This window comes from Cellulomonas sp. P2_B4 (genome assembly GCF_056404795.1).
The window spans coordinates 1-24780 of sequence record NZ_JBFUDI010000005.1 but is presented as its reverse complement, the minus strand read 5'-3'; the positions used below and the strand labels follow the sequence as shown (position 1 = coordinate 24780).

The following is a 24780-nucleotide window of genomic DNA, read 5'->3' as shown; positions in this document are numbered from 1 at the left end:
TTTCGCGGCGTCGTCGTGAGGCCGCTCGCTGATCGGGCGCTCACGTACGACGCCGTCGGCGCGACACGGCCGGGCCAGTGGATCTGGGCCGACCAGCCCGCGGGATTTCGCGCGTACCAGCGGACGGTTCAGGTCGGGCTCGGTGACGCCGACTGGGCCGACCGGTCGGCCGCCGTGCTCGAGTGGGCCGTCAAGACCCGCAGCGGCTTCACCGTCGAACCCGCGGGCCGGGTGACCGGTGCGGACCGGTGCTGGCTGACGGCGCACCTCGGACCCGTGACGGTCCGCGAGCCGGTCAAGGTCATCGCTGTCGTCGATCGACCGGACCGGTGCGGCTTCGCCTACGGCACGCTCGACGGGCACCCGGTCTCGGGCGAGGAGGCCTTCATCGTGCACCGGGACGCCGACGGTGCCGTCTGGCTCATCTTTCGGTCCCTGACCCGGCCGGGGCCTGGCCGGTGGCGGGCCGCCTACCCGGCGGTGCTGCTCGCGCAGAGGCTCTTCCGGCGTCGCTACGGCCGCGCACTGCGCTGACCTGCGGCGTTGCTCGTCGACGCGTACCAGGCGGCGATCTCGGCGCGACGGGCGGCGCCGAGCTTCGTGAGGATGTGCTCGACGTGGGCGCCGACCGTCTTCGGCGAGATGGTGAGGGTCGCCGCGATCTGCACGTTCGTCGCTCCGGCCGCGACGAGCGCCGCGATCTCCGTCTCCCGGGCCGTGAGCGGGCCCGCAGAACCGTCGGGCACGGCGCGGGCGAGGATGTCGTCGGCAAGCGTGACCAGCGCGGTCGCCCCGGGGGGTGCTGCCGCGTCGTGGGCCCGCCCGGCCAGCTCGGCGGCCTCAGCCGACCGCCGCGCGCGCAACGCGCACTGCGCCCGGTCGAGCAGCGCGTACGTGCCCTCCCAGAACCGCCCGCGCTCGTGCCAGGCGAGCGACGCGGTCTCCAGCGCCTCCCGTGCCGCGCCCGTTCGTCCGTCGGCGAGCTCCACCAGACCGCGCGCATGGTCGAGCGCGGGCAGGGTGCCGGGGACCGCGCGCCGGCGCAGCAGCGCGGACGTCGCCTCCACCCAGGCGCGTGCACCGGGACGATCGCCCGCGAGCAGGTGCGCCCGCGTCCCCGTGACCACGAACGGGAACAGGTAGGCGGCGTCGTCGACCTCGCGGGACGCGGCGTACCCGCGTCGGCACCAGTCGACGGCCGCCGTCGTGTCGCCGGCGAGCAGGGCGGTCTCGGCCAGACCCCAGAGGGCGGGCGAGATTCGTTGCAGCTCGCGCATCTGCTCGCCCAGCGCACGCGCCTCGTCGAGCCGGTCCCGCGCCGCCGGCAGGTCGGCCCGCCCCATCGCCAGGTAGCCGAGCACGTGCAACGTCGTGATCCGCGTGGTCAGGCCGTGGTCCCCGTCCCGCAGGGCCGACCGGACGAGCGCGTCCGCACCGGTCCAGTCGCCGGTGGCCCAGTGCACATGGCCCAGGTGCGCGGTCATGTAGTGGCGGTCGTTCCACCGCTCGACGCGCTCGGAGTAGGCGATGCCCTCGGTCAGCCACTGCCGCGCGCGGTCGTACTCGACGAGCACCGAGGCGCTCGAGCCGATCATCCGATACCCCCGGGCGGCGGCCGCCTCCGCCCCCTGCGCCTCCGCGGCCCGGACCGCCTGCTCGAGCAGCGGCCACCCCTCGTCGCCCCGGCCGGCGAACACGAGCACTGACCCGAGGGTCGCGTCGATGTCGAGCGTCGTGGCGGTCTGCTGGAGGCCGGCGGCGAGCGCGCGCGCCCTGGTCGAGTGCTCGATGGACTCGTCGAGACGTCGGTCCAGCATGTACGCGGCCGCGAGCGCTGACTCGAGGTGTGCGAGGACGGCCGGATCTCGGACGCCGACGGCCGCGTCGTCGAGCAGCCGGGTCCGCTCGTCGAGGTCGGCCCCGAGCAGGTGCCGGCCGGCGGCGACGGCGGGTGCCACGGCCGCCGCGGCGGTCACGTCACCGAGCGAGACCCACAGCGCCTGCGCCTGCTCGTAGTGCTCGACCGCGCGACCGTTCTCGTCGATCGCGACGAGCTCGCCGGCGAGCTCGGCCAGCAGGGCGGCGCGGTCACGCGGCGGGAGGTCGGACGGGGCCGTGCGCAAGGCGCGCTCGTACAGGCCCTCGGCCTCCCGGTGGGCCGAGACGGCGGCAGCCTGCCGGGCCGCGGCGAGGGCGTGCGGGTGCGCGAGGTCGCCGAGCCGCGCACGTTCGTACTGGTCGCTGAGGAAGGCGTCCCCCAGACCCGCCGCCCCCGCGGCGACGGCCGCGTGCAGCTCTCGACGGTGCAGCGGCGGGATGCTCTCCACCAGGGCGTCGCGGATGAGCGCGTGCCGGAAGATGAACGTGCCGGCGTCGTCGCGCGGCAGGACCAGGAACTGGTCGACGAGCTCGGTCAGCTCGCGGTCGACGTCGGTGGGGGGTTCCCCGGTGATCGCGACGAGGAGGTCGACGTCGAACGAGCGCCCGATCACCGCCGCGGTGCAGGCGAGCGACCAGGCGTCCGGCGTCAGGCTCGCCGCCCGACCGAGGACGGCGTCGGCCAGGGTGTCCGGAACCAGCGCTCCGGCGCCGATGAGCTCCTCGACGTGCAACGGGATCCCGTCGCTGCGCTCGTAGAGAGCGTCGAGCACGGTGACGTCCCAGGTCGCGCCGGTGATGGCGGCCACCATCGCGCCGGTGTCCTCGCGGTCGAGCCGGCGCAGGCGCAGCTCCTCGGCGAGGCGTTGGGTGAGCATCCGGGACCGCCACCGCCGGGTCGGCACGCTCGGGTAGAGCTCGTCGGTCCGGAACGTGCAGACGACGAACATGGGCCGGCCCGCGAGCCGGCGGGCGAGACGTTCGAGCGCGTCGAGCGTGATCTCGTCGGCCCAGTGCAGGTCCTCCAGGGCGAGCAGCACCGGACGCGGCCCGTCCCCCAGGGCGGCCAGAGCGAGCGACAGGTCGCCGACGAGGGTGCGCCGTCGGGCGTCGGCGGCTCCGGGCGACGCCCCGTCCGCGACGGCCCGCGCGAAGCGGTCGCCCCGCGACGGATCGGTGCGCGCGACCTCGTCGCCGAGGTCGAGGAGCAGGCCGGCCACCACCTCGACGTCGCGCGGGAAGGCCGCCGCACGGACCACGTCCCAGCCGTCGTCCCTGGCGGTCGAGCAGAGGTGGTCGAGGAGCCGGGTCTTGCCGACGCCCGCCTCCCCGGCGAGCAGGAGCAGCTGTCCCTCGCCGTCCGCGGCCGCGGACCGCCTGCGCGCAGCGACGGCGACGAGGTCGTCGCGCCCGAGCATGACGGGCGAGACGCGCACGCCGCCCGGACCGGAGGCCATGGCAACGAATCTATGCGGAGGCTCGGGACCGCGATAGGGCGTTCGACCGATGCGGTGGAGGTGTCGTCGTCGGGACCCTGGACGCGTCAGGACAACCGGACAGGAGAGGGACGATGGCGACGTTCATGGATGTGCACGAGGGATTCTTCGGCGTGACGCCCGAGCAGCTGGCCGCTGCGCACCAGGCGGACCTGGACGTCCAGGCCGACGAGGGGATGTCGTTCGAGCGGGCGTGGCTGGACCCGGAGTCGGGCAAGGTGTTCTGCCTGTCCAACGGCCCGAGCAAGGAGGCCCTCATGCGGGTGCACGACCGCGCCGGCCACCCGTGCGACGCCGTGTACGAGGTGTCGGTCGAGGTCTAGAGGCCGAGGAGCTCCCGGACCGGGGCGACGCCGTCCAGGGTGACGTCCGGGCGCTCCTGCCTCGCCCAGTCGGCGCGGGTGAGCAGGAAGTTCCGGCTCTCGACGAGGGCGCCCTCCCGGGAGGCGCGCTCGACACCGTTGGGCGTGTAGCCGAGCCGCCGGGTGACGGCCTGGGACGCGGGGTTGTCCGCGTACGCGGCGGTGGTGGCGACCTCCGCGCCGAAGCCCTCGAACAGCAGGTGCAGCATCATCAGCCGCATGGTGGTGCCGATGCCCTGACCCTGGTGTCGACGACCGAGCCACGAGCCGGTCTCGGCCGAGCGGGCGACGGGGAACGCCTTGGCGAAGGCGCTCTGGACGCCGAGGACCTCACCGTCGCGGACGAGCGCCAGCTCGAGCTGCCAGTTCTCCGGGTCGACCTTGGCGCGCGCCGACCACTGGTAGGTCAGGATGCTGCGCGCGACCTCGATCGGCGTGCCCTTGGACCACGGGTTGTTGAACGGCAGGGTGGCCGGGTCGTGGATGCCCTCGCCGCCGAGCGCGGCGAGCGCCACGACCCGGTCGTCGTCGAGGAACTGCAGCGACAGCTCGCCGCACGTGACGCGCAGGCCGGCGACGGGCCAGAGGTCCACCAGGGAGGTCATCGCAGAAGGCTGTCGGGCTCGCGCTCGAGCACGCAAGGGGAATCGGACCGGATATCCGCTCTGCGGCTGTCGGCGGTCACGTCTACGTTGGTGGGCTGTGAGCGCTCCCGTCATCTCCGCGACCGGCCTGACCAAGCGGTTCGGGGACTTCACGGCGGTCGACGGGATCGACTTCGAGGTGCCCGCGGGCGAGTCGTTCGGGCTGCTCGGTCCCAACGGCGCGGGCAAGTCGACCACCATGCGGATGATCGGCGCGGTCTCGGCGCGGACCGCGGGCGACCTGCGGGTGCTGGGCCGGGACCCGGACACGCACGGGCCCGAGATCCGGTCGCTGCTGGGCGTGGTGCCGCAGGAGGACAACCTCGACACCGAGCTGCGGGTGCGCGACAACCTCATCGTCTACGGGCGCTACTTCGGCATCCCACGGGCGGTGGTCCGCAAGCGCGCCGACGAGCTGCTGGCGTTCGCGCAGCTGGAGGACAAGCGCACGGCCAAGGTCGACGACCTGTCCGGCGGCATGAAGCGACGGCTGACGATCGCGCGGGCGCTGATCAACGAGCCACGCATCCTGATGCTCGACGAGCCGACGACCGGCCTCGACCCGCAGGCGCGGCACGTGCTGTGGGACCGGCTGTTCCGGCTGAAGGAGCGCGGCACGACGCTCGTGCTCACCACGCACTACATGGACGAGGCGGAGCAGCTCTGCGACCGCCTGGTCGTCGTCGACAAGGGCCGGATCATGGCCGAGGGCAGCCCTGCCAACCTCATCCGCGAGTACTCGACGCGCGAGGTCGTCGAGCTGCGGTTCGGGTCCGACCACAACGCGGCCGCAGCGGAGCGGATGGCCGGGCTGACGCAGCGGCTGGAGCTGCTCCCCGACCGGGTGCTGCTGTACGCCGATGACGGCGAGGCGGTGCTCGAGCGCGTGACGCACCTCGGGCTGCGCCCGACCACCAGCCTGGTGCGCCGGTCCAGCCTCGAGGACGTGTTCCTGCGGCTGACGGGGCGGAGCCTGATCGAATGACCCTCGACCAGGACCAGGAGCAAGAGCTGACGACCAGGACACGCCGCTTCGGCACCTGGTACGTGGCCGAGCACCAGCTGCGCGGCATGCGCGCCTACGGCTGGACGATCGTGATGACGGGCATCGGGAGCCCGGCGGTGTACCTGCTGGGCATCGGGCTCGGCCTGGCGACGTTCCTCGACCAGCCGATAGCCGACGGTGCGAACGGGCCCGTCAGCTACCTGCTCTTCGTCGCGCCGGCGCTGCTGGCCACGTCCGGGGTCACGGTCGCCACGGACGAGTTCACGTTCGTCGTGATGGCGGGGTTCAAGTGGCGCCGGATCTTCTGGGGCATGAACGCCTCGCCGATCGAGCCCGGGCAGATCGCGAACGGGCTGATCCTGTCCGTGTTCTTCCGGATGCTCTTCACGACGACCGCGTACTACCTGCTCATGGTCGCCTTCGGCGCTGTCGGGGATCCGTGGGGTGCCGCGTGGATGCCGCTGGTGGGCGTGCTCGGCGGCATGGCGTTCGGGCTCCCGCTCATGGCCTACTCGGCGTCGATCACGGAGGACAAGGGCCAGTTCGCGCTCGTCAACCGCTTCATCTTCACGCCCCTGTTCCTGTTCTCGGGCACGTTCTTCCCGCTGACGGTCCTGCCGCTGTGGCTGCAGTCCATCGGCTGGATCTCGCCGCTGTGGCACGCCAGCGAGATCGGGCGCTCGATGTCGTACGGCCTGCCGCCGGGGAGCTGGCCGGTCGCATGGCACTACGCGGTGCTCGTCGCGTACGCGGCGGTCGGCTGGGTGCTGGCCCACCGCGTGTTCCGACGGAGGCTGCGCTGATGGCCGTCGAGACCGAGGTCACGCGTCGCGCGGGCAGCGTCGGTGCGCTCTACGCGCGCAACGCCCGGTCGGTCGTGGCGCGCGGGCTGCAGGCGACGCGCAGCACCAACTGGCCGATCATGCTCTCGGGGTTCTTCGAGCCGGTGTTCTACCTCTTCGCCATGGGCGTCGGCCTCGGCACCTACATCGGGGACGTCGAGCTGCCCTCGGGCGGGTCGGTGTCGTACGCCGCGTACATCGCCCCGGCGCTCCTCGCGGTCAGCGCGATGAACGGCGCGGTCTACGACTCGACGTGGAACGTCTTCTTCAAGATGCACTTCGGCAAGCTCTACGACGCGATGCTCACCACGTCGCTCGGGCCGCTGGACGTCGCGCTCGGCGAGATCCTCACGGCCCTGCTGCGCGGCGGCGCCTACGCGGTCGGGTTCCTGACGGTCATGCAGGTCATGGGCCTGAACCTCGCCTGGTCGGCGGTGCTCGCCCTGCCCGCGGTGCTGCTCGTGGCGTTCGGGTTCGCGAGCCTCGGGATGGCGGTGACCAGCTACCTGAAGACCTTCCAGCAGATGGACTGGATCAACTTCGTCATGCTCCCGATGTTCCTGTTCTCCGCCACGTTCTACCCCGTGACCGTCTACCCGGGCTGGCTGCAGGGCATCGTCAAGGCGCTCCCGCTCTACCAGGCCGTCGAGCTCGTGCGCGGCCTGACCCTCGGGGTGCTGGACCCCGACATGCTCCAGCACGTCGCGTACTTCGTCGTGATGATCGCGCTCGGGCTGACCTTCACGACGAGACGGCTGCGCACCATGTTCCTCGGCTGATGGACGCCGCTCCTGGGCGAATCGCCCACGACGTTAGGATCGAGCAGTGATCGGGATCATCGACTACCGCACCGGGAACTCCCAGAGCGTGGCCTACGCGCTCGGCCACCTCGGTGTCCCGCACAAGCTCGTCGCCAAGCCGTCCGAGTGCGACGACGTCGACAAGTACGTCCTTCCGGGGGTCGGATCCGCGGGCGTGACCATGGAGTCGCTGGCCGACGAGGGCTGGGTCGGGCACCTGACCGAGAAGGTCCTGGGTGAGAAGCAGGGCTTCCTTGGCGTGTGCGTCGGCCTGCAGGTTCTGTTCGAGCACAGCGCCGAGGACGACCAGGAGTGCCTGGGCTGGATCAAGGGCACGGTGCGCGAGTTCGACAACACCGAGGTCCGGGTCCCGCACATGGGCTGGAACACGGTCGAGGTCCGCGGCGAGCACCCGTTCGCCCGGTCGTTCACGCCCGGCGGCTACTACTACTTCGTCAACTCGTTCTACGCGGTCCCGAGCGACCCAGATGCGCTCGTCGGCGTGACCACCTACGGGCAGCCGTTCGCGGCCGCTGTCGCGCAGGACAACATCATGGCGACGCAGTTCCACACCGAGAAGAGCGCGCGGGCCGGCCTGCAGGTGCTCAAGGCCTTCTGCGACCTGGAGGTGTCCGTTGCTCGCTAACCGGCTGATCGCCTGCTTCGACGTTAAGGACGGGCGGGTCACCAAGGCGCAGCAGTTCCAGGACAACATCGACGTCGGTGACCCGGCCGAGCTGGCCGACCGCCTCTACCGGGACGACGTCGACGAGATCGTCACCTACGACATCATGGCCAGCGCGCAGAAGCGTCAGATCGACCTGGACATGGTCCGCCGGATCGCGCACCGCACGTTCGTTCCGCTGACCGTGGGCGGCGGGATCCGTTCGCTCGAGGACATGCACCTGGTGCTGCGGGCCGGCGCCGAGAAGATCAGCATCGACTCGATGGCGGTGCGCAAGCCCGAGATCATCACGCAGGGCTCCAAGGAGTTCGGCCGCCAGTGCATCGTGCTGAGCATGCAGGTCAAGCGCGTGGAGAAGACGGCGAGCATCCCCAGCGGGTACGAGATCGCGATCGACGGCGCCCGGACGTTCACGGGCATGGACGCGGTCGAGTGGGCCCGCCGGGGTCAGGACCTCGGTGCCGGTGAGATCGTCGTGAACAGCATCGACCGGGACGGCACCGGCGAGGGCTACGACCTGGAGATCACCGGCCTGATCACCGAGGCGGTCTCGCTGCCCGTCATCGCCTCGGGCGGCGCCGGGCTGGTCAGCCACGTGAGCGACGCGTTCGCGATCGGTGCCACCGGCGCCATCGTGAGCTCGATGCTCTACTCGCCGCGGGTCGAGCACAACCTGACGGTCGAGGAGATGAAGGAGCAGCTGGGCGAGCTGGGCGAGCGCGTCCGGCCCGTGCACAGCGCCTGAGCCCAGACGGCCAGAAGACAGAGAACGACCCCCGGTCCGACGGATCCCGGGGGTCGTTCTGCGTTCCTGCGCGATCAGGCGCCGGGGGTGGTCTCCTCGGGAGCCTCGTCCGTGGCGGCGGGCTTGGTCGTGCGACGCGTGACCTTCTTGGTCGCGTCGGCAACCTTCTCCGTCAGGTCCTCGGTGGCGTCCGAGGCCTTCTCGGCGAGCGACCCGGCGGCCTCGCTGACCTTGCTGGCTGCCTTGCGGGCTCCCGCGACGGCACTGCCCGCGGCCTCCCCGACCGCGTCCGCGGCGTCGGCCACGCGGCCGTGCACGTCCCCGCTCTCGACGGGCTCCCACGGCTCGGCCCACGGGTCGACGGTCGAGCGTGACCGGCTCCAGGCGACGACGCCAGCGCCGACGGCGAGCAGGGCCGCCACCAGCCAGAACACCTTGGCGCCCGTGTGCTTCTTCTTCGTCTTTTCCGCGGCCGCGGCGGCGACGGCCGCGCTCGCTACGGCGGCCTTGTCCGCAGCCATGTCGGCCGCCTTCTCGGCGAGCTCCCCGGCCTTGAACGCCGCCTGGTGCAGCGCCTCGACCACCTTGGGCAGCACCTCCTCGACGAGCTTGTCGTGCGCGGTGTCGATGGCGGGACCCGCCGCGTCGGCAGCGGCCTCGACCTTGGGCGCGGCGGCCTTCACGGACTCCTTGTACAGGTGCTCGACGCGGGGCAGGAGCCAGTCGACGAACGCCTCCACGCGGGGCGCCGTCCAGTCCTTGGCCTGCACGGCCGCCTCGCCCGCCTTGCCGGCGGCGACACCCGCGGTGTCCTTGGCACTCTTCGCCGCGTCGGCGATCGCGGCACCCAGGTCGGCTGCCTGGTCCTTGATCTTCTCCGTATCGACGTCGATGTTCGGGCGGCTCTTGGTGAACGGCATGTCGGGCTCCCGGCTCGTCGGCTGCACTGACCTCCCACTCTGCCACCGTGCGGGCCGCTGCGCAGGAGCGCTGGCCTGCACATTTGCGGTTCACAGGCGATCGGGTGGGTGCCGCGTGCCAGACTGGGCGCATGTTTGCGACCCTGCACACGACCGCCGGCGACATCCGGATCGAGCTCTACCCGAACCACGCACCGAAGACGGTGGCGAACTTCGTGGGACTGTCCACGGGGAGCCAGGCGTGGACGGACCCGACCACCGGTGCGCAGCGCACCGACCCGCTGTACGCGGGCGTCGTGTTCCACCGCGTGATCGACGGATTCATGATCCAGGGCGGTGACCCTCTGGGCACCGGCCGTGGTGGCCCGGGCTACAACTTCGACGACGAGATCCACCCCGAGCTCACCTTCAGCGAGCCCTACCTGCTCGCCATGGCCAACGCCGGGAAGCGGCTGGACCCGGTCACCGGCAAGGTCGGCGGCACCAACGGTTCGCAGTTCTTCATCTCGGTCGGCGCCACGGAGTGGCTCAACGGCAAGCACACGATCTTCGGCAAGGTGGCCGACGACGCCAGCCGCGCCGTCGTCGACAAGATCGCGACCGCCCGCGTGCGTCCCGGCGACCGTCCGGTCGAGGACATCGTCATCGAGTCCGTCGACATCGAGGACTGAGAACACCATCAGCGAGTCCGACCCCTACGGCGCGCAGGCCGCGCCGCCGGTCTGCCCGCGCCACCCCGACCGGGTGTCGTACGTGCGGTGCCAGCGGTGCGGCCGCCCGACGTGTCCCGACTGCCAGCGGCAGGCGCCCGTCGGGATCCAGTGCGTCGACTGCGTCGCGGAGGCCGCCCGCGCGCTGCCCGCGCAGCGCACGGCGCTCGGCGGGGTCATCCGTCCCGGCCGGCCGATCGTCACGCTGACCCTCATCGGGCTCTGCGTGGTCAGCTTCGTCCTGCAGCTCGTGGTGCCGAGCTGGACCGCGCGCTGGATCTTCTCCCCGGCCGTCGGCTATTACGAGCCGTGGCGGTTCCTGTCGGTCGCGTTCCTGCACTCCACGACGAACTACCTGCACATCCTGTTCAACATGGTGGCGCTGTGGTTCGTCGGACCCATGCTCGAGCAGACGCTCGGACGCAGCCGGTACCTGACCCTGTACCTGCTGAGCGCGGTGGGCGGCTCCGTCGGTTCGGTGCTCCTCGCCATGGACCTTCCGGCGATGGCGCAGTTCAGCGTGGGTGCGTCGGGCGCGGTGTTCGGGTTGTTCGGCGCGGCCCTCGTGGTCACCCACAAGCTCGGCGGCGACTACCGCGGGATCATCGGCCTGATCGTCGTCAACTTCGCGATCGGGTTCGTCGCCACGGGCATCGCGTGGCAGGCCCACCTCGGCGGACTGGTCATCGGTGGCGTGCTCGCCGCCGCCTACGCGTACGCGCCCAAGGAGCGCCGCGCCCTCGTGGCCTTCCTCGCGCCGGCTCTCGTCGCCGTCGCGCTGTTCGTCGCGGCGGTGCTGAAGTACCGGTCGTTCGACGTCTTCTTCTGATCGGACCCTGACCGGTCGGCCCAAGTTACACAGGTGTAGTTATCCACAGACTTGTGCACCTCTGGGGACGACGAAGGCGCCGTCCCCAGGTGGGATCGGCGCCTTCGTCGGACGTGTCGGGGAGCGCTCAGTGCCAGCGGGTCGTCATGCCGAAGCCGCCGATGATGAACGCGAAGCCGATCAGCAGGTTCCACTGGTGGATGCCCGGGATCGGGTAGTCGGACTGCGTCAGGTATGTGACGACGATCCAGGCGAGCCCGACGAGCATCAGGGTGAGCATCACCGGAAGGAACCACGGCGGGTTCACCTTCGGGCCGGACGACTTCTCGGGCGGCGGGATGTACGCAGCCTTCTTGCGTGAGCTCGACTCAGGCACGTCGGGTACTCCTGTCCAACGGGTGCGTGGCGTTCAGACCACGAGGAGACCGCGCGATGACGTCGCGGTCGGCGGGCGGGCGATCATTGGTGCGTCGAGCCCCGCATCGTCACGGAGTCGGCACATCGTGACCTAGCGTAGTGGGCGCCGGCACATCCTCCATCCGCTCGGCAGCGGTCGATTCCCGTCAAGGAGCCGAAAGCATGACAGACCACCCGCACCGGGCCCGGCGCTTCATCGCGCGCGGGACCCTGTCGGTGGCGCTCGTGCTCGCCCTGTCGGGGGCCCTGTTCGCGGCGAACGCCAAGTTCGCGCACGGGTCGGGCGACCGGCACCCGCAGGACCTGGCCGAGCTGGCGATGGCGGAGGAGAAGCGCGTCGAGCGGTTGTCCACCGAGGTCGACGGCCTGTCCTCGGACGTGCTCGGGCTGACGACGGCCGAGAACACCCAGACCGGAACCGAGGTGGGCGAGCCGAGCCTGGGCTACCTGGTCGAGAGCGGCCTGATTGCCGTGCAGGGTCCGGGCCTCACCGTCCGGCTGAACGACGCACCGGCCGACTCGCCTCGTCGCGACGACGTCAGCCCCGATGTCCTCGTCGTGCACCAGCAGGACATCCAGGCCGTGATGAACGCGCTCTGGGCGGGCGGCGCCGAGGCCATGGAGATCATGGACCAGCGCGTGATCTCGACGAGCGCGATCCACTGCGCCGGGAACGTGCTGCGTCTGCACGGCCGGATCTACTCCCCGCCGTACGACATCCGTGCGATCGGCGACCCCGACCGCCTCCGCCGGGCCCTGTCGTCGTCGCCCGCCGTGCAGTCCTACGTCCGGGACGCGAACGACGTGGGCCTGGGCTGGTCGCTGTCCGACTCGAGCACGTCGTCGCCGCTGGAGCTCTCGGCCTACTCCGGTCCCACCGACCTGCAGGCCGCGGAGGTCCCCGAGGGCACCGAGATCCTGCCGGGTCTCGACGACGCCGAGGCGCGCGAGCGCAACCGGTCCAGCCGCGCCCGCGCCCGGGTCTCGGAGGCCCCGTGAGCCGCGCGAAGAACGCGGTCTTCGGCACCATCGGCGTGATCGGCGAGATCCTCATCACCATCGGGGTCCTGCTGTTCGCCTTCCTGGTCTGGCAGCTCTGGTGGACGGACGTCGTCGGCAACCGGGCCCAGGCCCAGATCGTCGCCGAGCTGCCGTTCGAGCCGGTGCCGACGGCCACGCCCACCGCCGGCAGCACCGCCGCTCCCGAACCTGTGATCGCGCCGCCGCGCCACGACGACCCGCCGGTGATGGCCGAGCCGCCGCACGCGACGACCTTCGCGACGATGCAGGTGCCGCGCTGGGACGGGGAGCCCGAGCGCCCGATCAGCCAGGGCACCGACCGCGCCACGGTGCTCGACGTCCTGGGCATCGGGCACTACGAGGGCACGGCGATGCCGGGCGGGGTCGGCAACTTCGCCGTCGCCGGTCACCGCACCACGTACGCGAAGCCCTTCAACCGCGTCGCGGAGCTGCAGGTCGGGGACCCGATCGTCATCCGGACCACGGACAACATCTGGTACGTCTACCGCGTCACGTCGACGGAGATCGTGAAGCCGTCGGACGTCCAGGTCATCGCTCCGGTCCCCGGCGATCCCGGCGCGACCCCGACCGAGCGCATGATCACGCTGACCACGTGCCACCCGATGTTCTCCGCGCGGGAGCGGTTCATCGTGCACGGGGTGCTCGACTACTGGGCACCGACTGCGGACGGGATCCCCGCGGAGCTCGTTTCGGAAAACGACGGCGGCGCATCATGATGGGGGGCCGATGATGTACGGATGGCTCTGGCGACACCTGCCGGGACCCACGGTCGTGCGTGTGCTGATCCTCGCGGTCCTCGCGCTCGCCGTCCTGGCGGTCTGCTTCGCGTGGGTGTTCCCCGCGCTGGCACCGCACATGCCGTTCAACGAGACGACAGTTGGGGAGTGACATGACCAGGCCCACGACGATTCTGGTGATCGACAACTACGACTCGTTCGTCTACACGATCGTCGGCTACCTCAACCAGCTGGGCGCCGAGACCGTGGTCGTGCGCAACGACGCGGTCCCGCCGCTGGCCGAGCGCTCGGGTTTCGACGGCGTCCTCGTCTCGCCCGGACCCGGCACCCCGGCCGAGGCCGGCGAGAGCATCCAGGTCATCCGCGACTGCGAGGCGACCGGCACCCCGATGCTCGGCGTGTGCCTGGGCCACCAGGCGCTCGGCGAGGTGTTCGGCGGGGTCGTCACGCACGCGCCCGAGCTCATGCACGGCAAGACGAGCCAGATCGAGCACAAGGGAGAGGGCGTGCTGGCCGGCCTGCCCGACCCGTTCACCGCGACGCGGTACCACTCGCTCGCGGTGGTGAACGACACGGTGTCGGACGAGCTGGAGGTCACCGCTACCGCCCACGGCATCATCATGGGCCTGCAGCACCGCACGCTCCCGCTCTACGGGGTGCAGTTCCACCCCGAGTCCGTGCTCACCGAGGGCGGTCACCGGCTGCTGGCCAACTGGCTCGAGATCTGCGGCGACGACCAGGCCGTCGCGCGGTCCGCGGGCCTGCACCCGCTCGTCCGGCTCTAGCCTCGAACGGTCTTCGGACCTGCTCGCGACGAAGGGGCCGTCCCACCCGGGACGGCCCCTTCGTCATGTCGCTACGGGTTGGTGTTGCCGCCTCCGCCGCCTCCGCCTCCGCCTCCGGCGTTGCCTGACGGAGTCGTCGGGCCCTTCGAGACGTGGATGTTGATCTGCTGGTCGAAGGGCACCTCGGTGCCCGCGGTCGGGTCGGTGCGGAGCACCTGGTCCTTCGGCGCCTCGGACGTGTCCTCGACCTTGGCGACGTTGGTCAGGCCCACCCCGGCCAGCGCGGCGACAGCCTGGTCGTAGGTCATGCCGACAAGCCCGGTCGGGACGGTCGTCGTCGTCGGGGCGATGGCGATCTGCAGGTTGATCGTCCGACCCTGCTTGACCAGCGTGCCGGGCGCCTGGTCCTGCGCGATGACCGTGCCGGGTGCCTCGTTCGACGGCACCTCCTGGGTGTTCCCGGTGAGCTTCTGCGCGTTCAGGGTGTCGAGCGCCTGCTGCTTGGGCATCTTGGTGACGTCCGGGACCTCGACGTTGCCGGTGGAGACGAAGAGCGTCACCGCGGCTCCCGACTCGACGGTCGCGTCCGCCGCGGGATCGGTCTTGGTCACCTGGCCCTGCGGGAAGTCCGGGACGTTCTCGGGTTGCCGGGTCGGGTTCACCGTGAGCCCGGCGGCCGTCAGCGCCGTCACCGCATCCTGCTCGGTCTTGCCCGCGACGTTGGGCACGGTGATCGTGCCGGGGCCGCTGGAGATCGTCGCGGTGACCGTGGAGCCCTCGTCGGCCATCGCCTTTGCAGCGGGATCCGTCGTGATGACGGCGCCCTTGGCGACGTCGTCGCTCGCTGCCTGGACGGGGGTCCCCCAGACAAAGCCCTCTGCCTCGATCACCGACTTGGCGGCTGCCTCCTGCTGGTTCGTCACGTCCGGCACCGCCACCTGCTCCGGCGTCCCGTCGCCCTTGAGGAGCAGGTACAGGATGCCGCCGACCGCGAGCAGCGCGATCGCGATGAGCACCCAGAGCCACACCTTGCTGCTCCGCGACTCCTCGAGATCGTCGTCGGGCATGGTGGCCAGCGTGCCGGTGGACTGCCACGGCGTGGCCGCCGGGATGGTCTGCGTGGGTGCGACCGGCGGGGCCATGAGCTGGGTGGACTCGGCGGCCGAGGCGGCGACGACGGCGGCGGCGGCCGCCGCGCCGACGGCGGGCGCGGTGACGACGCCTCCGCGGACGGCGGCCTCGAGGTCGGCGCGGAACTCGGCGGCCGACGAGTAGCGCGCGTCGCGCTCCTTGGCCAGGGCCTTGAGCGTGATCCGGTCGAGCGTGTCGGGCACGTCGGACGCGAACGAGCTGGGCACCGGCGCGGCCTCGCGAACGTGCTGGTAGGCCACGGCCACCGGGGAGTCGCCGGTGAACGGCGGGCGGCCGGTGAGCAGCTCGAAGAGCAGGCAGCCGGTGGAGTACAGGTCGGAGCGGGCGTCGACGGTCTCGCCGCGCGCCTGCTCGGGCGACAGGTACTGCGCGGTGCCGATCACGGCCTGCGTCTGCGTCATCGTCGCGGCGGAGTCGGCCACGGCCCGGGCGATGCCGAAGTCCATGACCTTGACCGCGCCCGTCGGCGTGAGCATGACGTTGGCGGGCTTGATGTCCCGGTGCACGATGCCGGCGTGGTGGGAGTACTCGAGGGCGGACAGCACGCCGGCCGTGATGTCGACGGCCTCCTCGATGGGCACCGCGTGGCCGTCGCGGAGGATGTCCCGGACCGTGTGGCCCTCGACGTACTCCATGACGATGAACGGCACGTGCGCGACGACGCCGGTCGGCTCGGTGAACACGTCCTCGCCGGTGTCGTAGACGGACACGATCGCCGGGTGGTTCAGCGCGGCAGCCGACTGGGCCTCGCGGCGGAACCGGTTCTGGAAGCTCGGGTCACGGGCCAGGTCGGAACGCAGGATCTTGATGGCGACCGTGCGACCGAGGCGGGTGTCGTGGCCGATGTGCACCTCGGCCATGCCACCACGACCGATGAGCTCGCCGACCTCGTACCGTCCGGCGAGGATCCGTGATCCGTCGTCCACCACTAGGCGTCCTCTGCTTCCGTTGATGCCGTGCCGGGAAAGGGTTCCGCGGCCTTCCCGTAGGAGGCATGCCCGTTCTGGGCACGGCCGTACTGGCCGATCATCGCATCCCCACCCCCGTCAGAAGCGTATCGGGCGGTGTTCGCGCGCGGGTCGCTCGGTCCCGGCGGTGCGGCTGCGACCAGCACAGTCGTGCCGGTCGGGGCCCCGTCGGCGTTCAGCATCGACTTCGCTGCGAACGCACCGAGCAGCGCGACGAGCACGAGGATCAGGACCAGGACCGGCCACGACCAGCGGTGCTCCGCCTTCGTCGGAAGAGGGGCCGGGTGGGAGCGCCGAGGGGGCGCCGGCTCCTCGAGCCGCCGCGTGCGCCGCGGGGGGTACGACGGGGGCGGTGCCGCCGGCGCGGCGGCCGGAGCGATCGGCGTCGCGGCCGTGGCGTAGGTGTCGGGGGTGCGGGTGGGCTGCTCCACGAGCATCGGGACGCCGCTGGGCGGGGTGCGCGGCACGAGCGTGTCCAGCAGCGCCGCGAGCTCCTCGCCCGACTGCGGCCGCTGGCTCGGCTCCTTCGACAGCAGGCGCACGACGAGGTCCGCGAGCGGCTTGTCCACGCTGGCGGGCAGCGGCGGGACGGGGTTGTTCACGTGCGCGACCGCGATGTCGACGGCGGTCGGTCCCGTGAAGGGCCGGTGACCGACGAGGGCCTCGTACGCGATGATCCCGAGCGAGTACAGGTCCGACAGCGGGGTGGCCGGGTGGCCGACCGCCTGCTCCGGTGACAGGTACTGGGCGGTGCCCATCACCATGCCGGTCGCCGTCATGGTCACCTGGTTGCGGGCCAGCGAGACGCCGAAGTCGGTGATCTTCACGCGTCCGCCGCGGCCCAGCAGGATGTTGCCCGGCTTGACGTCGCGGTGCACGACACCGGCGATGTGGGCCGCGTGCAGGCCGCGGGCCGTCTGCGCGAGGATCGGCAGCAGCCGCCTGGTCGGCAGCACGGGCTCCCGTTCGAGCAGGTCGGACAACGGCTCGCCGACGACGAGCTCCATGACGAGGAACCCGGAGCCGTCCTGCTCGCCGTAGTCGAACAGCTGCGCGATGTTGGGGTGCGACAGGGATGCCGAGTTGCGGGCCTCGGTGCGGAACCGCTCGAGGAACCCGCGGTCGCCGGCGAACTCCGAGCGCAGCACCTTGACCGCGACGGGCCGGGCGAGGGCGTCGTCGTGCGCCTCCCAGACCTCGCCCATGCCGCCGACCGCGATCTGCCGGACCAGCTGGTACCGCTGGCCGAGGGCCACACCCGGTGCCGTCTTCATGAGTTGAGCACCGCCTCCATGACCGCCTTGGCGATCGGTGCGGCGACGCGTCCGCCGGTGGCCTCGTTGCCGATGCTGCCGCCGTGCTCGACCAGGACCGCGACCGCGACCCGCGGGTTGTCGGCCGGCGCGAACGCGGTGAACCACGCGTGCGGCGGCTGGTCGGCGGTCGTCTGGGCGGTGCCGGTCTTGCCCGCCACCTGCACGCCCGGGATCTGCGCCGAGGTGCCCGAGCCGGACTGCACGACGCCGACCATCATCTGGGTCAGCGCGGCGGCGGTCGCGGGCGACACCGCCGTCGAGTACAGGGTCGGCTTCGTCGTCGTGACCGTCGTCAGGTCGGCGGACCGCACGGCGTCGACGACGTACGGCGTCATCAGGCGGCCGCCGTTGGCGATCGCCGCGGAGACCATCGCCATCTGCATCGGCGTCGCCTGCACGTCGCGCTGCCCGATCGCCGACTGCGCGGTCTCGGGGGCGTTCAGGTCGTCGGGGAACACGCTCTCGACGACGAGCATCGGGATGGTCTGGCCCGGGTCGTTGAAGCCGAACTTCTCGGCCTGTGCCTGGAGCGCGTCGGCGCCGACGTTGAGGCCGAGCTGCGCGAACGCCGTGTTGCACGAGATGCGCAGCGCGTCCGCCAGCGTGATCGGGTCGGCCCCGCACCCGCCGCCGCCGAAGTTGCCGATGGTCGAGGTCGTCTGCGGCAGGTCCAGCTCGCGCGGCGCGGGGAGCGTCGACTCGGGCGTGTACTGCCCGCTCTCCAGGGCGGCAGCGGCGGTGACCAGCTTGAACGTCGACCCGGGGGCGTACCGCTCCTTGATCGCGTTGCTGCGCATCGGGTTGCCCGGCGCGGCGTCGAGCGCCTGGTACGCCGCGCTCGCGGCCACCGTGTCGTGCGTCGCCAGGGTGTTCGGGTCGAAGCCGGGCGTGCTGACGAGCGCGAGGATCTTGCCGGTCGAGGGCTCGATCGCCACGACCGCACCCTGCTGGTCGCCGAGCCCGGCGACGGCGGCGGCCTGCGCGGCGGCGTTGATCGTCGTCTCGACCGCGGCGCCCTCCGGCTTGCGGCCGGTGATCAGGTCCCGGATCCGCGTGAAGAAGAGCTGGTCGCCCCGGCCGGTGAGCTCGGCGTTGGCCGCGTTCTCCAGCTCGGACTTGCCGTTGACGATCGAGTAGAAGCCCGTCACGGCCGAGTACGTGCTGCCGTCGGTGTACTGGCGCTGGTAGCCGTACGGGTCGTCGACGGGCGTCGAGAAGGCGATCGCGTTCCCGCCGACGACGATCGGGCCGCGCGCGTTGCCGTACTCGCGGTACAGGCCGCGCACGTTGCGGGAGTCGTTGTTGAGCCTGTCGGCCTGGAAGTACTGGACCCACGTCGCGCTGCCGATGAGCACGAGGAACATGGCCATGACCACGGTGGCGAGGCGGCGCAGGGGGGTGTTCACGACTGCCTGCCGATGACCTCGGTGGGCTGGTCGCCGCCCGCCTTGCCGGTGCTGGTGCCAGCGACCACGGGCACGCCCGCGATCGGCGTCGGGACCCGGAGGTTGGGGGCCGGCCGACGGGCCTCGTCGGAGATCCGCAGGAGCAGCGCGACGATGACCCAGTTGGCGACCAGCGACGAGCCGCCGTACGCGATGAACGGCGTGACCAGCCCGGTCACCGGGATCACGCGGGTCACGCCACCGACCACGACGAACGTCTGCAGCGCGACGATGAACGCGAGACCGCCCGCGAGCAGCTTGCCGAACCCGTCGCGGACCCCGATCGCCGTGCGGAAGCCGCGCTGGGCCAGGATCAGGTAGCACATGAGGATCGCGATCAGGCCGGTCAGGCCCAGCTCCTCGCCGAGCGACGCGACGATGAAGTCGGACTCGGCGAACGGCACCAGGTCGGGCCGGCCGTCGCCCCAGCCCGTGCCGAACAGGCCGCCGCTGGCCATGCCGAACAGGCCACGGACCAGCTGGCCGGACCCGCCGTACGCCTTGTCGAACACGGCGGGGTCGAACGCGTGCAGCCACGCGTCGAACCGGGCGCCGACGTGCGAGAACGCCGTGGCCGCGAGGGCGGCGCCGACGATGAACAGGCCGAGGCCGATGATCACCCAGGACAGCCGCTCGGTGGCCAGGTAGAGCATCGCGACGAACAGCCCGAAGAAGAGCAGCGAGGTGCCGAGGTCGCGCTCGAGCACGAGGACGGCGACCGAGGCGGCCCACACGATGAGGATCGGTCCGAGGTCACGCGCGCGGGGCAGGTGCAGGCCCAGCACCTTGGGGCCCGCCAGCGCGAGCGCGTCGCGGTGCGTGACCAGGTACCCCGCGAAGAAGATGGCGAACGCGATCTTGGCGAACTCGGCGGGCTGGAACCCGACGCCCCCGACGCGCACCCAGATGCGGGCGCCGTTGATGAGCACGCCGACGCCCGGCACCAGCGGCAGCAGGATCAGGGCGAGGCCGACGACCCCGGCCGTGTAGGTGTACCGCCGGAGAGTGCGGTGGTCGCGCAGGAAGATCAGCACGGCGGCGGCCAGGAGCACCGAGATCGCGGTCCACACGAGCTGCCGGTCGGCGAACCCGGCCGTCTTCCCGCGCGCCTCGTAGGCGAAGTCGATCCGGTAGATCATCGCCAGGCCGATGCCGTTGAGCGCGACCGTGATCGGCAGGATCACCGGGTCCGCGAACGGCGCGCGCCAGCGCAGGACCAGGTGGATGCCCACGGCGAGCACCGCCATGCCGATGCCGTACTCGATGACGTCGGGCGGCACCTTGTCGGTGGTGCCGATGCCGACGAGCGCGTACGAGGCAACGCCGATGACCAGCGCGAGCACCAGGAGACCCAGCTCGACGCCGCGACCCGCGCGCACGCGGTGCGGCTGGACGGTGGCCATCAGGACCCGCTCACTCGCGCACTCACGACTCGGTGTCGTCCTGCAGCATGACGACCTGGGCGCGGGCGTCGTCGAGGGAGTCGGCGTGGATGGTCTGCTCGACGCGTTCGCGCAGGTAGGCCGAGCGCAGGTCCTCCACGTCGGTCCCGGAGTGCTCGATCGGCGTCGACAGCTCGATCGGGCCGAGGTTCTGCGGCAGGCCGCGGAAGATGGTGACCTGGCCCTCGTCGACACCCACGTAGTACTGCGTGTTGATCCAGGCGACCGTCAGTGCGATGCCGCCCGCGACCACGAGGAACCCGACCAGCCACGCGATCAGGACCCCCCAGCGGCGGCGCGGCTCGGGCTCCTCGTCGTCCTCGAGGTCGTCGACCGCCTCGACGGGCTCCTCGGGCTTGGTCAGGCTCGCCGCGCGGGCCGCCGGGCTCTCGTCGGCGGCCGTGGGGTCGTTGCGGGTCAGGGCAGCGGCCCCGACGACCGACGCCTGCGTCGTCGGACCCTCGCCGTCCGCGACGTCGTCCAGCTCGATGACGTCCGCGAGCACCACGGTGATGTTGTCGCCGCCGCCGGCGCGCAGGGCGAGCTGGACCAGCCGGTCGGCGCACGTGTCGACGTCGTCGATCGTCGCCATGGTCTCTTCGATGGTCTCCGCGCTGACGAACCCCGACAGGCCGTCCGAGCAGAGCAGCCAGCGGTCGCCGGGCCGCGCCTCGCGCACCGAGAGGTCCGGGGCGACGTCCGGGTCGAAGTCGCCGAGCACCCGCATGACGACCGACCGCTGCGGGTGGACCTCGGCCTCCTCGGGCGTGATCCTGCCGATGTCGACCAGGTGCTGGACGAACGTGTGGTCGGTGGTGACCTGCGTGAGCACCTTGTCGCGCATGAGGTACCCGCGCGAGTCGCCCAGGTGCACCATGGCGAGCTTGTTGCCCGCGCGCAGGATCGCGAGCACCGTCGTGCCCATCCCCGCGAGCTCGGGGTCGGTCTCGCTGCGCTGGATGATCTCCTCGCGCGCGTCGGCGAGCGCGGCCTCGAGCTGGTCCAGGGCGTCGTCGGAACCGTGCGACTCCCCGTCCAGCGGCGCGAACGCCGCGACCGCGACCGACGACGCGACGTCGCCGCCGGCGTGCCCGCCCATGCCGTCCGCGACCATGAGCAGGTGCGGCCCGGCATAGGCCGAGTCCTGGTTGTTGGAGCGCACGAGCCCGACGTCGGACCGTGCCGCATATCTGAGTGCGACGGTCACCGGTTACCTCTGCAGCTCGAGCACGCTCTGTCCCACGCGGACCGGTGTACCGGTCGGCAGCGGGGTCGGGGCCTCGACGCGCTGGTCCGCCACGAATGTCCCGTTCGTCGATCCGAGGTCCTCGACGAACCACTGGCCACCCTGCGGATAGATCCGTGCGTGCCGCGACGACGAGTAGTCGTCGTCGAGGACGAGCGTGCAGCTGGGGGCGCGACCGAGCAGGACCGCCGACGACCCGAGCGGGATGATCGTGCCACGCAGCGGACCCTCGGTGACCACGAGCCGGCTCGGCCCGGTGTTCCGTGCCGGCTTCGACGGGGCTGGGGTCGGCTGGGCCGTCGGCGCCCCGGCGGGCTGCAGGACCTTGCTCCTGCGACGACGGTCGGTGATGCGCGTGCCGTAGAGGTCGCGCCGCAGGACGCCGATCGAGGTGAGCACGAGCACCCACAGCAAGGCCAGGTAACCCAGCCGCAGCAGGGTGATCGTCAGCTCACTCATGCGCCGGCGTCACTCGTCCGGGTCCGGCTCGCCGCCTGTCCAGAACAGGATCCGCGTGCGTCCGATGGTCAGCGTGTTGCCGTCCAGCAGCGTCGCAGCGGGAACCTGGTGGCCCTCGACGAAGAGCCCGTTGGTGGATCCCATGTCGCTCGCGATCACGCCGTCGGGCGTCACCTTGATCTCGAGGTGCCGCCGCGAGACGCCCGGGTCGTCGACGATGATGTCGGCCTCCGACCCACGCCCGATGACCGTGACCGGCCCGGTGAGGATGTAGCGCTGCCCGTCGATGTCGACCAGCGGGTGCCGCGCGCTCGGCGTCGCGGTCGCCGCGGCCGGTGCCACCGCTCCGCGCACCGTCGCGCTGACCACCCGGAAGCGGGCCGCCTCGAGCTCGGTGTCCTCGCTGAACCGCACGGTGACCGGTCCGACGAACGCGAACCGCTGGCTGGCGGCGTAGTCCGTGACGTTCGCCGCGAACTCGTCGGCAAGTGCCTCCGCGCCCCACGACTCGACCTGGTCGTAGTCGGCGGTGGCCAGCTCGATCGTGAACTCGTTGGGCACGACGGTGCGGTCGCGCCCGACGACGGCCGCCCGGTCGTCCACCTCGCGGCGCAGGGCGCCGGAGAGGTCGAGCGGCTTGAGCTCGCTCTTGAAGGCCTTGGCGAACGCGTTGTTGACCACCCGCTCCACGCCGTTCTCGAACCTGTCGAGGATGCCCACGCCCACCTCCTTCGTCCGTCGGCTCGTCCCGCGCGTGCTGACCTGCACACGTGTCTCGACTCGATGGTATCCGGGCCGCAAGCGTCCGGACCCGGATGTCGGCGCGTTCGCGCGCGGCGGAGGCCCGGTACCCCCGATCGGGTGGCCCGGCGGCCCGGTGGTCGCTCCTGCACCGACGGACCGTCGCGGCGCTCGCCGGAGCCTCGTCACGCACCCTCCGGCGGCGTTCCGACGGTCCGTCGGTGGGTGGCAGCCGTGTTCGGGAGGGCTGCTCCATCGTGCTAATGTTCTCCGGCGCGCGCGAGTGGCGGAACGGCAGACGCGCTGGCTTCAGGTGCCAGTGTCCGAAAGGGCGTGGGGGTTCAAATCCCCCCTCGCGCACACAGGGGTTGTGGGAAACCACGGCTCAGCAGTCCGGAGATGCCCGGCAGGATCTGATCCTGCCGGGCCTTTCTGTGCCCGGCTCCGGACGGTCTCGATGCGGAGCTACACCGTGCTCTTGCGCCAGCCGGCGGCCTGCGCCTCGGCCTCGGAGCAGAACCACCGCTCGCCGGCCGCTTCGTCGACGACGGTCTCGTCGTAGTGCTCCTGGCCCGGCACGTGGTAGATCCACTCGCCCGTGTTGCGGGAGATGTTGCCCTTGATCAGGCACTCGGCCGGCGCGACCTCCGGCTCCACAGGGCCCTCGACGCCCGCCACCGGGGGCGGTGCAGCGTCCCCCGCGGGCTCCGCGCTCCAGCCCACGTAGGCCACCAGCAGGACAGCCGTCAGCAGGAACACTCCTCTGGTCAACCGCCGGGTCGTGTTCACCCTGAGGATCTCGGCCGTCGGGCGTGGCGGCTTGAGAGCTGACGACGACCGTCCGCGGGCTCGTTCGTCGCGGCTCGCCCATCAAGACGCGCAGAGTGCGGGCCGATAGACGATCCAGTACCCATCAGACGACACAGACGGAGGGTCCACGTGACCACGACGGTTGCCCGCCTCTCGGCGGTCTGCGCGCTGGCGTTCGTGCTCGCCGCGTGCGCGCCCACGAGCGAGGACGAGACGGCAGCACCGCCGCCCACGATGGAGATGACCCCGCAGGTGGTGGCTCCGGCGCAGGACGGGGAGTCGTCGCAGGCGCTGGACGACTTCGTCGCGGCCGCGCAGCCTCAGATCCCCGCGATCATGGACACGTCCCCGGGCACGTACTCCGAGATCACGATCACGGCCGTCCACCCCGACACGCTCGAGTTCACCTATCGGTTCGCGCAGCCGGTCGATCCGGCCGAGGCCGTCCCGTACTTCGAGAGCATGCTGCCGACGTTCCAGTCGACGGCCGAAACGGACGTCTTCCCGAGCATGTCGAACGCCGGCGTGGGGCCCACCCAGAAGGTGGCGTACACGTACCTGAACGCCGACGGCTCGACGGTCTGGACGCACACGTTCGAGCCGTCCTAGCCGCTGGTCGGAGCCTCGTCGGCTCCGACGACGGGCTCACGGAACCGCCCGGCCAGCACCGCCTGGATCTCGACGTGTCGTCGCAGGAACGCGCGCTCGTCGAGCCGCTTGCGCCGCAGCCAGCCGGTGACCTCGTCGTTGCACTTGCTCGCGTTGCACGAGCCGCAGGCCGGAGCGATGTTGTCGAGCGTGTACCGGCCGCCGCGGGAGATCGGCAGCACGCAGTCGCGCTGCAGGGGCACGCCGGTGGCGCCGCAGTAGGCGCAGCCGCCCCAGGCCTCGGTGAGGCCGGCCCACTGCTCGGGGCTGAGGTCGTGCTCGACGGCCGCCATCCGGCGCTTGCGCCGCTGGGCGTAGCGCGCCTGGCGGGTGCGGGGGGCGGGCATGTCGCCAGGGTAGGTACCGCCGGGGCCTGCGGCGTGGAGCGAACCGCGGGCGAACGCGCAGGTGCTGACCCCTTTTCAGGGCGATCCGCGACCGCTACGTTCGGGCCACGCCGTTCCGGGCTCCCGGCCTCGGCACCTGCGGCGTCGGTGGTCGCCGCGCAAGCCGCCGAGAGGGGCGTCGCGTGAGCGCACCGCAGAAGGTCGTCCGCCGGGTGCCGTACGTGGTCGGCATCGTGCTCGCCCTCTTCCTGCTCGCGGCGTGCAACGGCGGGGACAACCTGCCCACCCCGACCCGGACGCTGCCGACGC

27 protein-coding genes and 1 tRNA gene are annotated in these 24780 nt (G+C 71.6%); 15 read left to right on the top strand and 13 right to left on the bottom strand.

What is annotated here, in order from left to right; all coding sequences use genetic code 11:
- Positions 1-15: 15 nt before the first annotated feature.
- Positions 16-534 carry a DUF1990 family protein gene (locus AC1DZC_RS09435; RefSeq protein WP_477037699.1) on the top strand — a complete coding sequence of 173 codons (519 nt, stop codon included), beginning with the start codon at positions 16-18 and terminating at the stop codon, positions 532-534.
- Here AC1DZC_RS09435 and AC1DZC_RS09430 read toward each other — a convergent pair.
- A complete protein-coding gene (locus AC1DZC_RS09430; protein ID WP_477043068.1) occupies positions 513-3335 on the bottom strand; it encodes a helix-turn-helix transcriptional regulator in 2823 nt (940 codons plus the stop codon). The genes AC1DZC_RS09435 and AC1DZC_RS09430 overlap by 22 nt on opposite strands.
- A 113-nt stretch (positions 3336-3448) precedes the next feature.
- Between AC1DZC_RS09430 and AC1DZC_RS09425 the strand changes: the two genes are divergently transcribed.
- The gene (locus AC1DZC_RS09425) at positions 3449-3697 is read left to right on the top strand and encodes an SCO4226 family nickel-binding protein (RefSeq protein WP_477037701.1); all 249 of its coding nucleotides are present in this window, start codon (positions 3449-3451) and stop codon (positions 3695-3697) included.
- On the opposite strand, the gene AC1DZC_RS09420 is transcribed toward AC1DZC_RS09425, so the two are convergent.
- On the bottom strand, positions 3694-4341 hold the full coding sequence (locus AC1DZC_RS09420) for a GNAT family N-acetyltransferase (RefSeq protein ID WP_477043067.1): 648 nt from the start codon (positions 4339-4341) through the stop codon (positions 3694-3696). The genes AC1DZC_RS09425 and AC1DZC_RS09420 overlap by 4 nt on opposite strands.
- A 97-nt stretch (positions 4342-4438) precedes the next feature.
- On the opposite strand from AC1DZC_RS09420, the gene AC1DZC_RS09415 reads away from it, so the two are divergent.
- The 5 genes from AC1DZC_RS09415 to hisF are packed head-to-tail and all read left to right on the top strand — an operon-like array spanning position 4439 to position 8458.
- A complete protein-coding gene (locus AC1DZC_RS09415; RefSeq protein ID WP_477037703.1) occupies positions 4439-5365 on the top strand; it encodes an ABC transporter ATP-binding protein in 927 nt (308 codons plus the stop codon).
- Positions 5362-6189: an ABC transporter permease gene (locus AC1DZC_RS09410; protein ID WP_477037704.1), complete on the top strand. Its 828-nt coding sequence runs from the start codon at positions 5362-5364 to the stop codon at positions 6187-6189. Before AC1DZC_RS09415 ends, AC1DZC_RS09410 begins: the two co-directional genes overlap by 4 nt.
- Positions 6189-7007: an ABC transporter permease gene (locus AC1DZC_RS09405; protein ID WP_477037705.1), complete on the top strand. Its 819-nt coding sequence runs from the start codon at positions 6189-6191 to the stop codon at positions 7005-7007. Before AC1DZC_RS09410 ends, AC1DZC_RS09405 begins: the two co-directional genes overlap by 1 nt.
- 46 nt (positions 7008-7053) lie before the next feature.
- Positions 7054-7674 carry an imidazole glycerol phosphate synthase subunit HisH gene (gene hisH / locus AC1DZC_RS09400; RefSeq protein WP_477037706.1) on the top strand — a complete coding sequence of 207 codons (621 nt, stop codon included), beginning with the start codon at positions 7054-7056 and terminating at the stop codon, positions 7672-7674.
- Positions 7664-8458, top strand: coding sequence for an imidazole glycerol phosphate synthase subunit HisF (gene hisF, locus AC1DZC_RS09395; RefSeq protein ID WP_477037707.1), 795 nt, complete (start codon positions 7664-7666; stop codon positions 8456-8458). Before hisH ends, hisF begins: the two co-directional genes overlap by 11 nt.
- 74 nt (positions 8459-8532) lie before the next feature.
- Here the strand turns inward: hisF and AC1DZC_RS09390 are convergent, their stop codons facing one another.
- Positions 8533-9378: a hypothetical protein gene (locus AC1DZC_RS09390; protein WP_477037708.1), complete on the bottom strand. Its 846-nt coding sequence runs from the start codon at positions 9376-9378 to the stop codon at positions 8533-8535.
- A 131-nt stretch (positions 9379-9509) separates the two neighbouring features.
- Here AC1DZC_RS09390 and AC1DZC_RS09385 point away from each other — a divergent pair, with 131 nt between their 5' ends.
- Positions 9510-10049: a peptidylprolyl isomerase gene (locus AC1DZC_RS09385; protein WP_477037709.1), complete on the top strand. Its 540-nt coding sequence runs from the start codon at positions 9510-9512 to the stop codon at positions 10047-10049.
- Between the two features lie 73 nt (positions 10050-10122).
- Positions 10123-10917, top strand: a complete 795-nt coding sequence (locus AC1DZC_RS09380) for a rhomboid family intramembrane serine protease (RefSeq protein ID WP_477043066.1) — start codon at positions 10123-10125, stop codon at positions 10915-10917.
- Positions 10918-11044: 127 nt separating this feature from the next.
- Here AC1DZC_RS09380 and AC1DZC_RS09375 read toward each other — a convergent pair whose 3' ends face one another.
- Positions 11045-11293, bottom strand: coding sequence for a cell division protein CrgA (locus AC1DZC_RS09375; RefSeq protein ID WP_477037711.1), 249 nt, complete (start codon positions 11291-11293; stop codon positions 11045-11047).
- A gap of 203 nt (positions 11294-11496) precedes the next feature.
- On the opposite strand from AC1DZC_RS09375, the gene AC1DZC_RS09370 reads away from it, so the two are divergent.
- Genes AC1DZC_RS09370 through AC1DZC_RS09355 form a run of 4 tightly spaced genes read left to right on the top strand, consistent with a single transcriptional unit; the run spans position 11497 to position 13897 of the window.
- On the top strand, positions 11497-12333 hold the full coding sequence (locus AC1DZC_RS09370; protein WP_477037712.1) for a DUF881 domain-containing protein: 837 nt from the start codon (positions 11497-11499) through the stop codon (positions 12331-12333).
- Positions 12330-13091 (top strand): class E sortase, encoded by a 762-nt coding sequence (locus AC1DZC_RS09365; protein ID WP_477037713.1) that lies wholly within the window; start codon positions 12330-12332, stop codon positions 13089-13091. Before AC1DZC_RS09370 ends, AC1DZC_RS09365 begins: the two co-directional genes overlap by 4 nt.
- 10 nt (positions 13092-13101) lie before the next feature.
- Entirely contained in the window at positions 13102-13263 is a 162-nt protein-coding gene (locus AC1DZC_RS09360; protein ID WP_477037714.1) for a hypothetical protein, read from the top strand.
- 1 nt (position 13264) lies between these two features.
- A complete protein-coding gene (locus AC1DZC_RS09355; RefSeq protein WP_477043065.1) occupies positions 13265-13897 on the top strand; it encodes an aminodeoxychorismate/anthranilate synthase component II in 633 nt (210 codons plus the stop codon).
- Positions 13898-13968: 71 nt separating this feature from the next.
- Here AC1DZC_RS09355 and pknB read toward each other — a convergent pair whose 3' ends face one another.
- Genes pknB through AC1DZC_RS09320 form a run of 7 tightly spaced genes read right to left on the bottom strand, consistent with a single transcriptional unit; the run spans position 13969 to position 22645 of the window.
- Positions 13969-15978 carry a Stk1 family PASTA domain-containing Ser/Thr kinase gene (pknB, locus tag AC1DZC_RS09350; RefSeq protein WP_477043064.1) on the bottom strand — a complete coding sequence of 670 codons (2010 nt, stop codon included), beginning with the start codon at positions 15976-15978 and terminating at the stop codon, positions 13969-13971.
- Positions 15978-17291, bottom strand: coding sequence for a serine/threonine-protein kinase (locus AC1DZC_RS09345; RefSeq protein ID WP_477043063.1), 1314 nt, complete (start codon positions 17289-17291; stop codon positions 15978-15980). Before AC1DZC_RS09345 ends, pknB begins: the two co-directional genes overlap by 1 nt.
- Positions 17288-18739: a peptidoglycan D,D-transpeptidase FtsI family protein gene (locus AC1DZC_RS09340; protein WP_477043062.1), complete on the bottom strand. Its 1452-nt coding sequence runs from the start codon at positions 18737-18739 to the stop codon at positions 17288-17290. Before AC1DZC_RS09340 ends, AC1DZC_RS09345 begins: the two co-directional genes overlap by 4 nt.
- A complete protein-coding gene (locus tag AC1DZC_RS09335) occupies positions 18736-20181 on the bottom strand; it encodes an FtsW/RodA/SpoVE family cell cycle protein (RefSeq protein WP_477043061.1) in 1446 nt (481 codons plus the stop codon). Before AC1DZC_RS09335 ends, AC1DZC_RS09340 begins: the two co-directional genes overlap by 4 nt.
- A 22-nt stretch (positions 20182-20203) precedes the next feature.
- A complete protein-coding gene (locus tag AC1DZC_RS09330; RefSeq protein WP_477043060.1) occupies positions 20204-21427 on the bottom strand; it encodes a Stp1/IreP family PP2C-type Ser/Thr phosphatase in 1224 nt (407 codons plus the stop codon).
- Between the two features lie 3 nt (positions 21428-21430).
- Positions 21431-21925, bottom strand: coding sequence for an FHA domain-containing protein FhaB/FipA (locus AC1DZC_RS09325; RefSeq protein WP_477037721.1), 495 nt, complete (start codon positions 21923-21925; stop codon positions 21431-21433).
- A 9-nt stretch (positions 21926-21934) separates the two neighbouring features.
- The gene (locus AC1DZC_RS09320) at positions 21935-22645 is read right to left on the bottom strand and encodes an FhaA domain-containing protein (protein ID WP_477037722.1); all 711 of its coding nucleotides are present in this window, start codon (positions 22643-22645) and stop codon (positions 21935-21937) included.
- Between the two features lie 298 nt (positions 22646-22943).
- Here AC1DZC_RS09320 and AC1DZC_RS09315 point away from each other — a divergent pair.
- Positions 22944-23026: transfer RNA gene (locus AC1DZC_RS09315), tRNA-Leu, on the top strand.
- A 105-nt stretch (positions 23027-23131) separates the two neighbouring features.
- Here the strand turns inward: AC1DZC_RS09315 and AC1DZC_RS09310 are convergent.
- The gene (locus AC1DZC_RS09310; RefSeq protein ID WP_477043059.1) at positions 23132-23437 is read right to left on the bottom strand and encodes a sunset domain-containing protein; all 306 of its coding nucleotides are present in this window, start codon (positions 23435-23437) and stop codon (positions 23132-23134) included.
- A 168-nt stretch (positions 23438-23605) separates the two neighbouring features.
- On the opposite strand from AC1DZC_RS09310, the gene AC1DZC_RS09305 reads away from it, so the two are divergent.
- Positions 23606-24085 (top strand): hypothetical protein, encoded by a 480-nt coding sequence (locus tag AC1DZC_RS09305; protein ID WP_477043058.1) that lies wholly within the window; start codon positions 23606-23608, stop codon positions 24083-24085.
- Here AC1DZC_RS09305 and AC1DZC_RS09300 read toward each other — a convergent pair.
- Positions 24082-24471 carry an HNH endonuclease gene (locus AC1DZC_RS09300; RefSeq protein ID WP_477037725.1) on the bottom strand — a complete coding sequence of 130 codons (390 nt, stop codon included), beginning with the start codon at positions 24469-24471 and terminating at the stop codon, positions 24082-24084. The two genes, AC1DZC_RS09305 and AC1DZC_RS09300, sit on opposite strands and share 4 nt — an antisense overlap.
- Positions 24472-24780 lie beyond the last annotated feature (309 nt).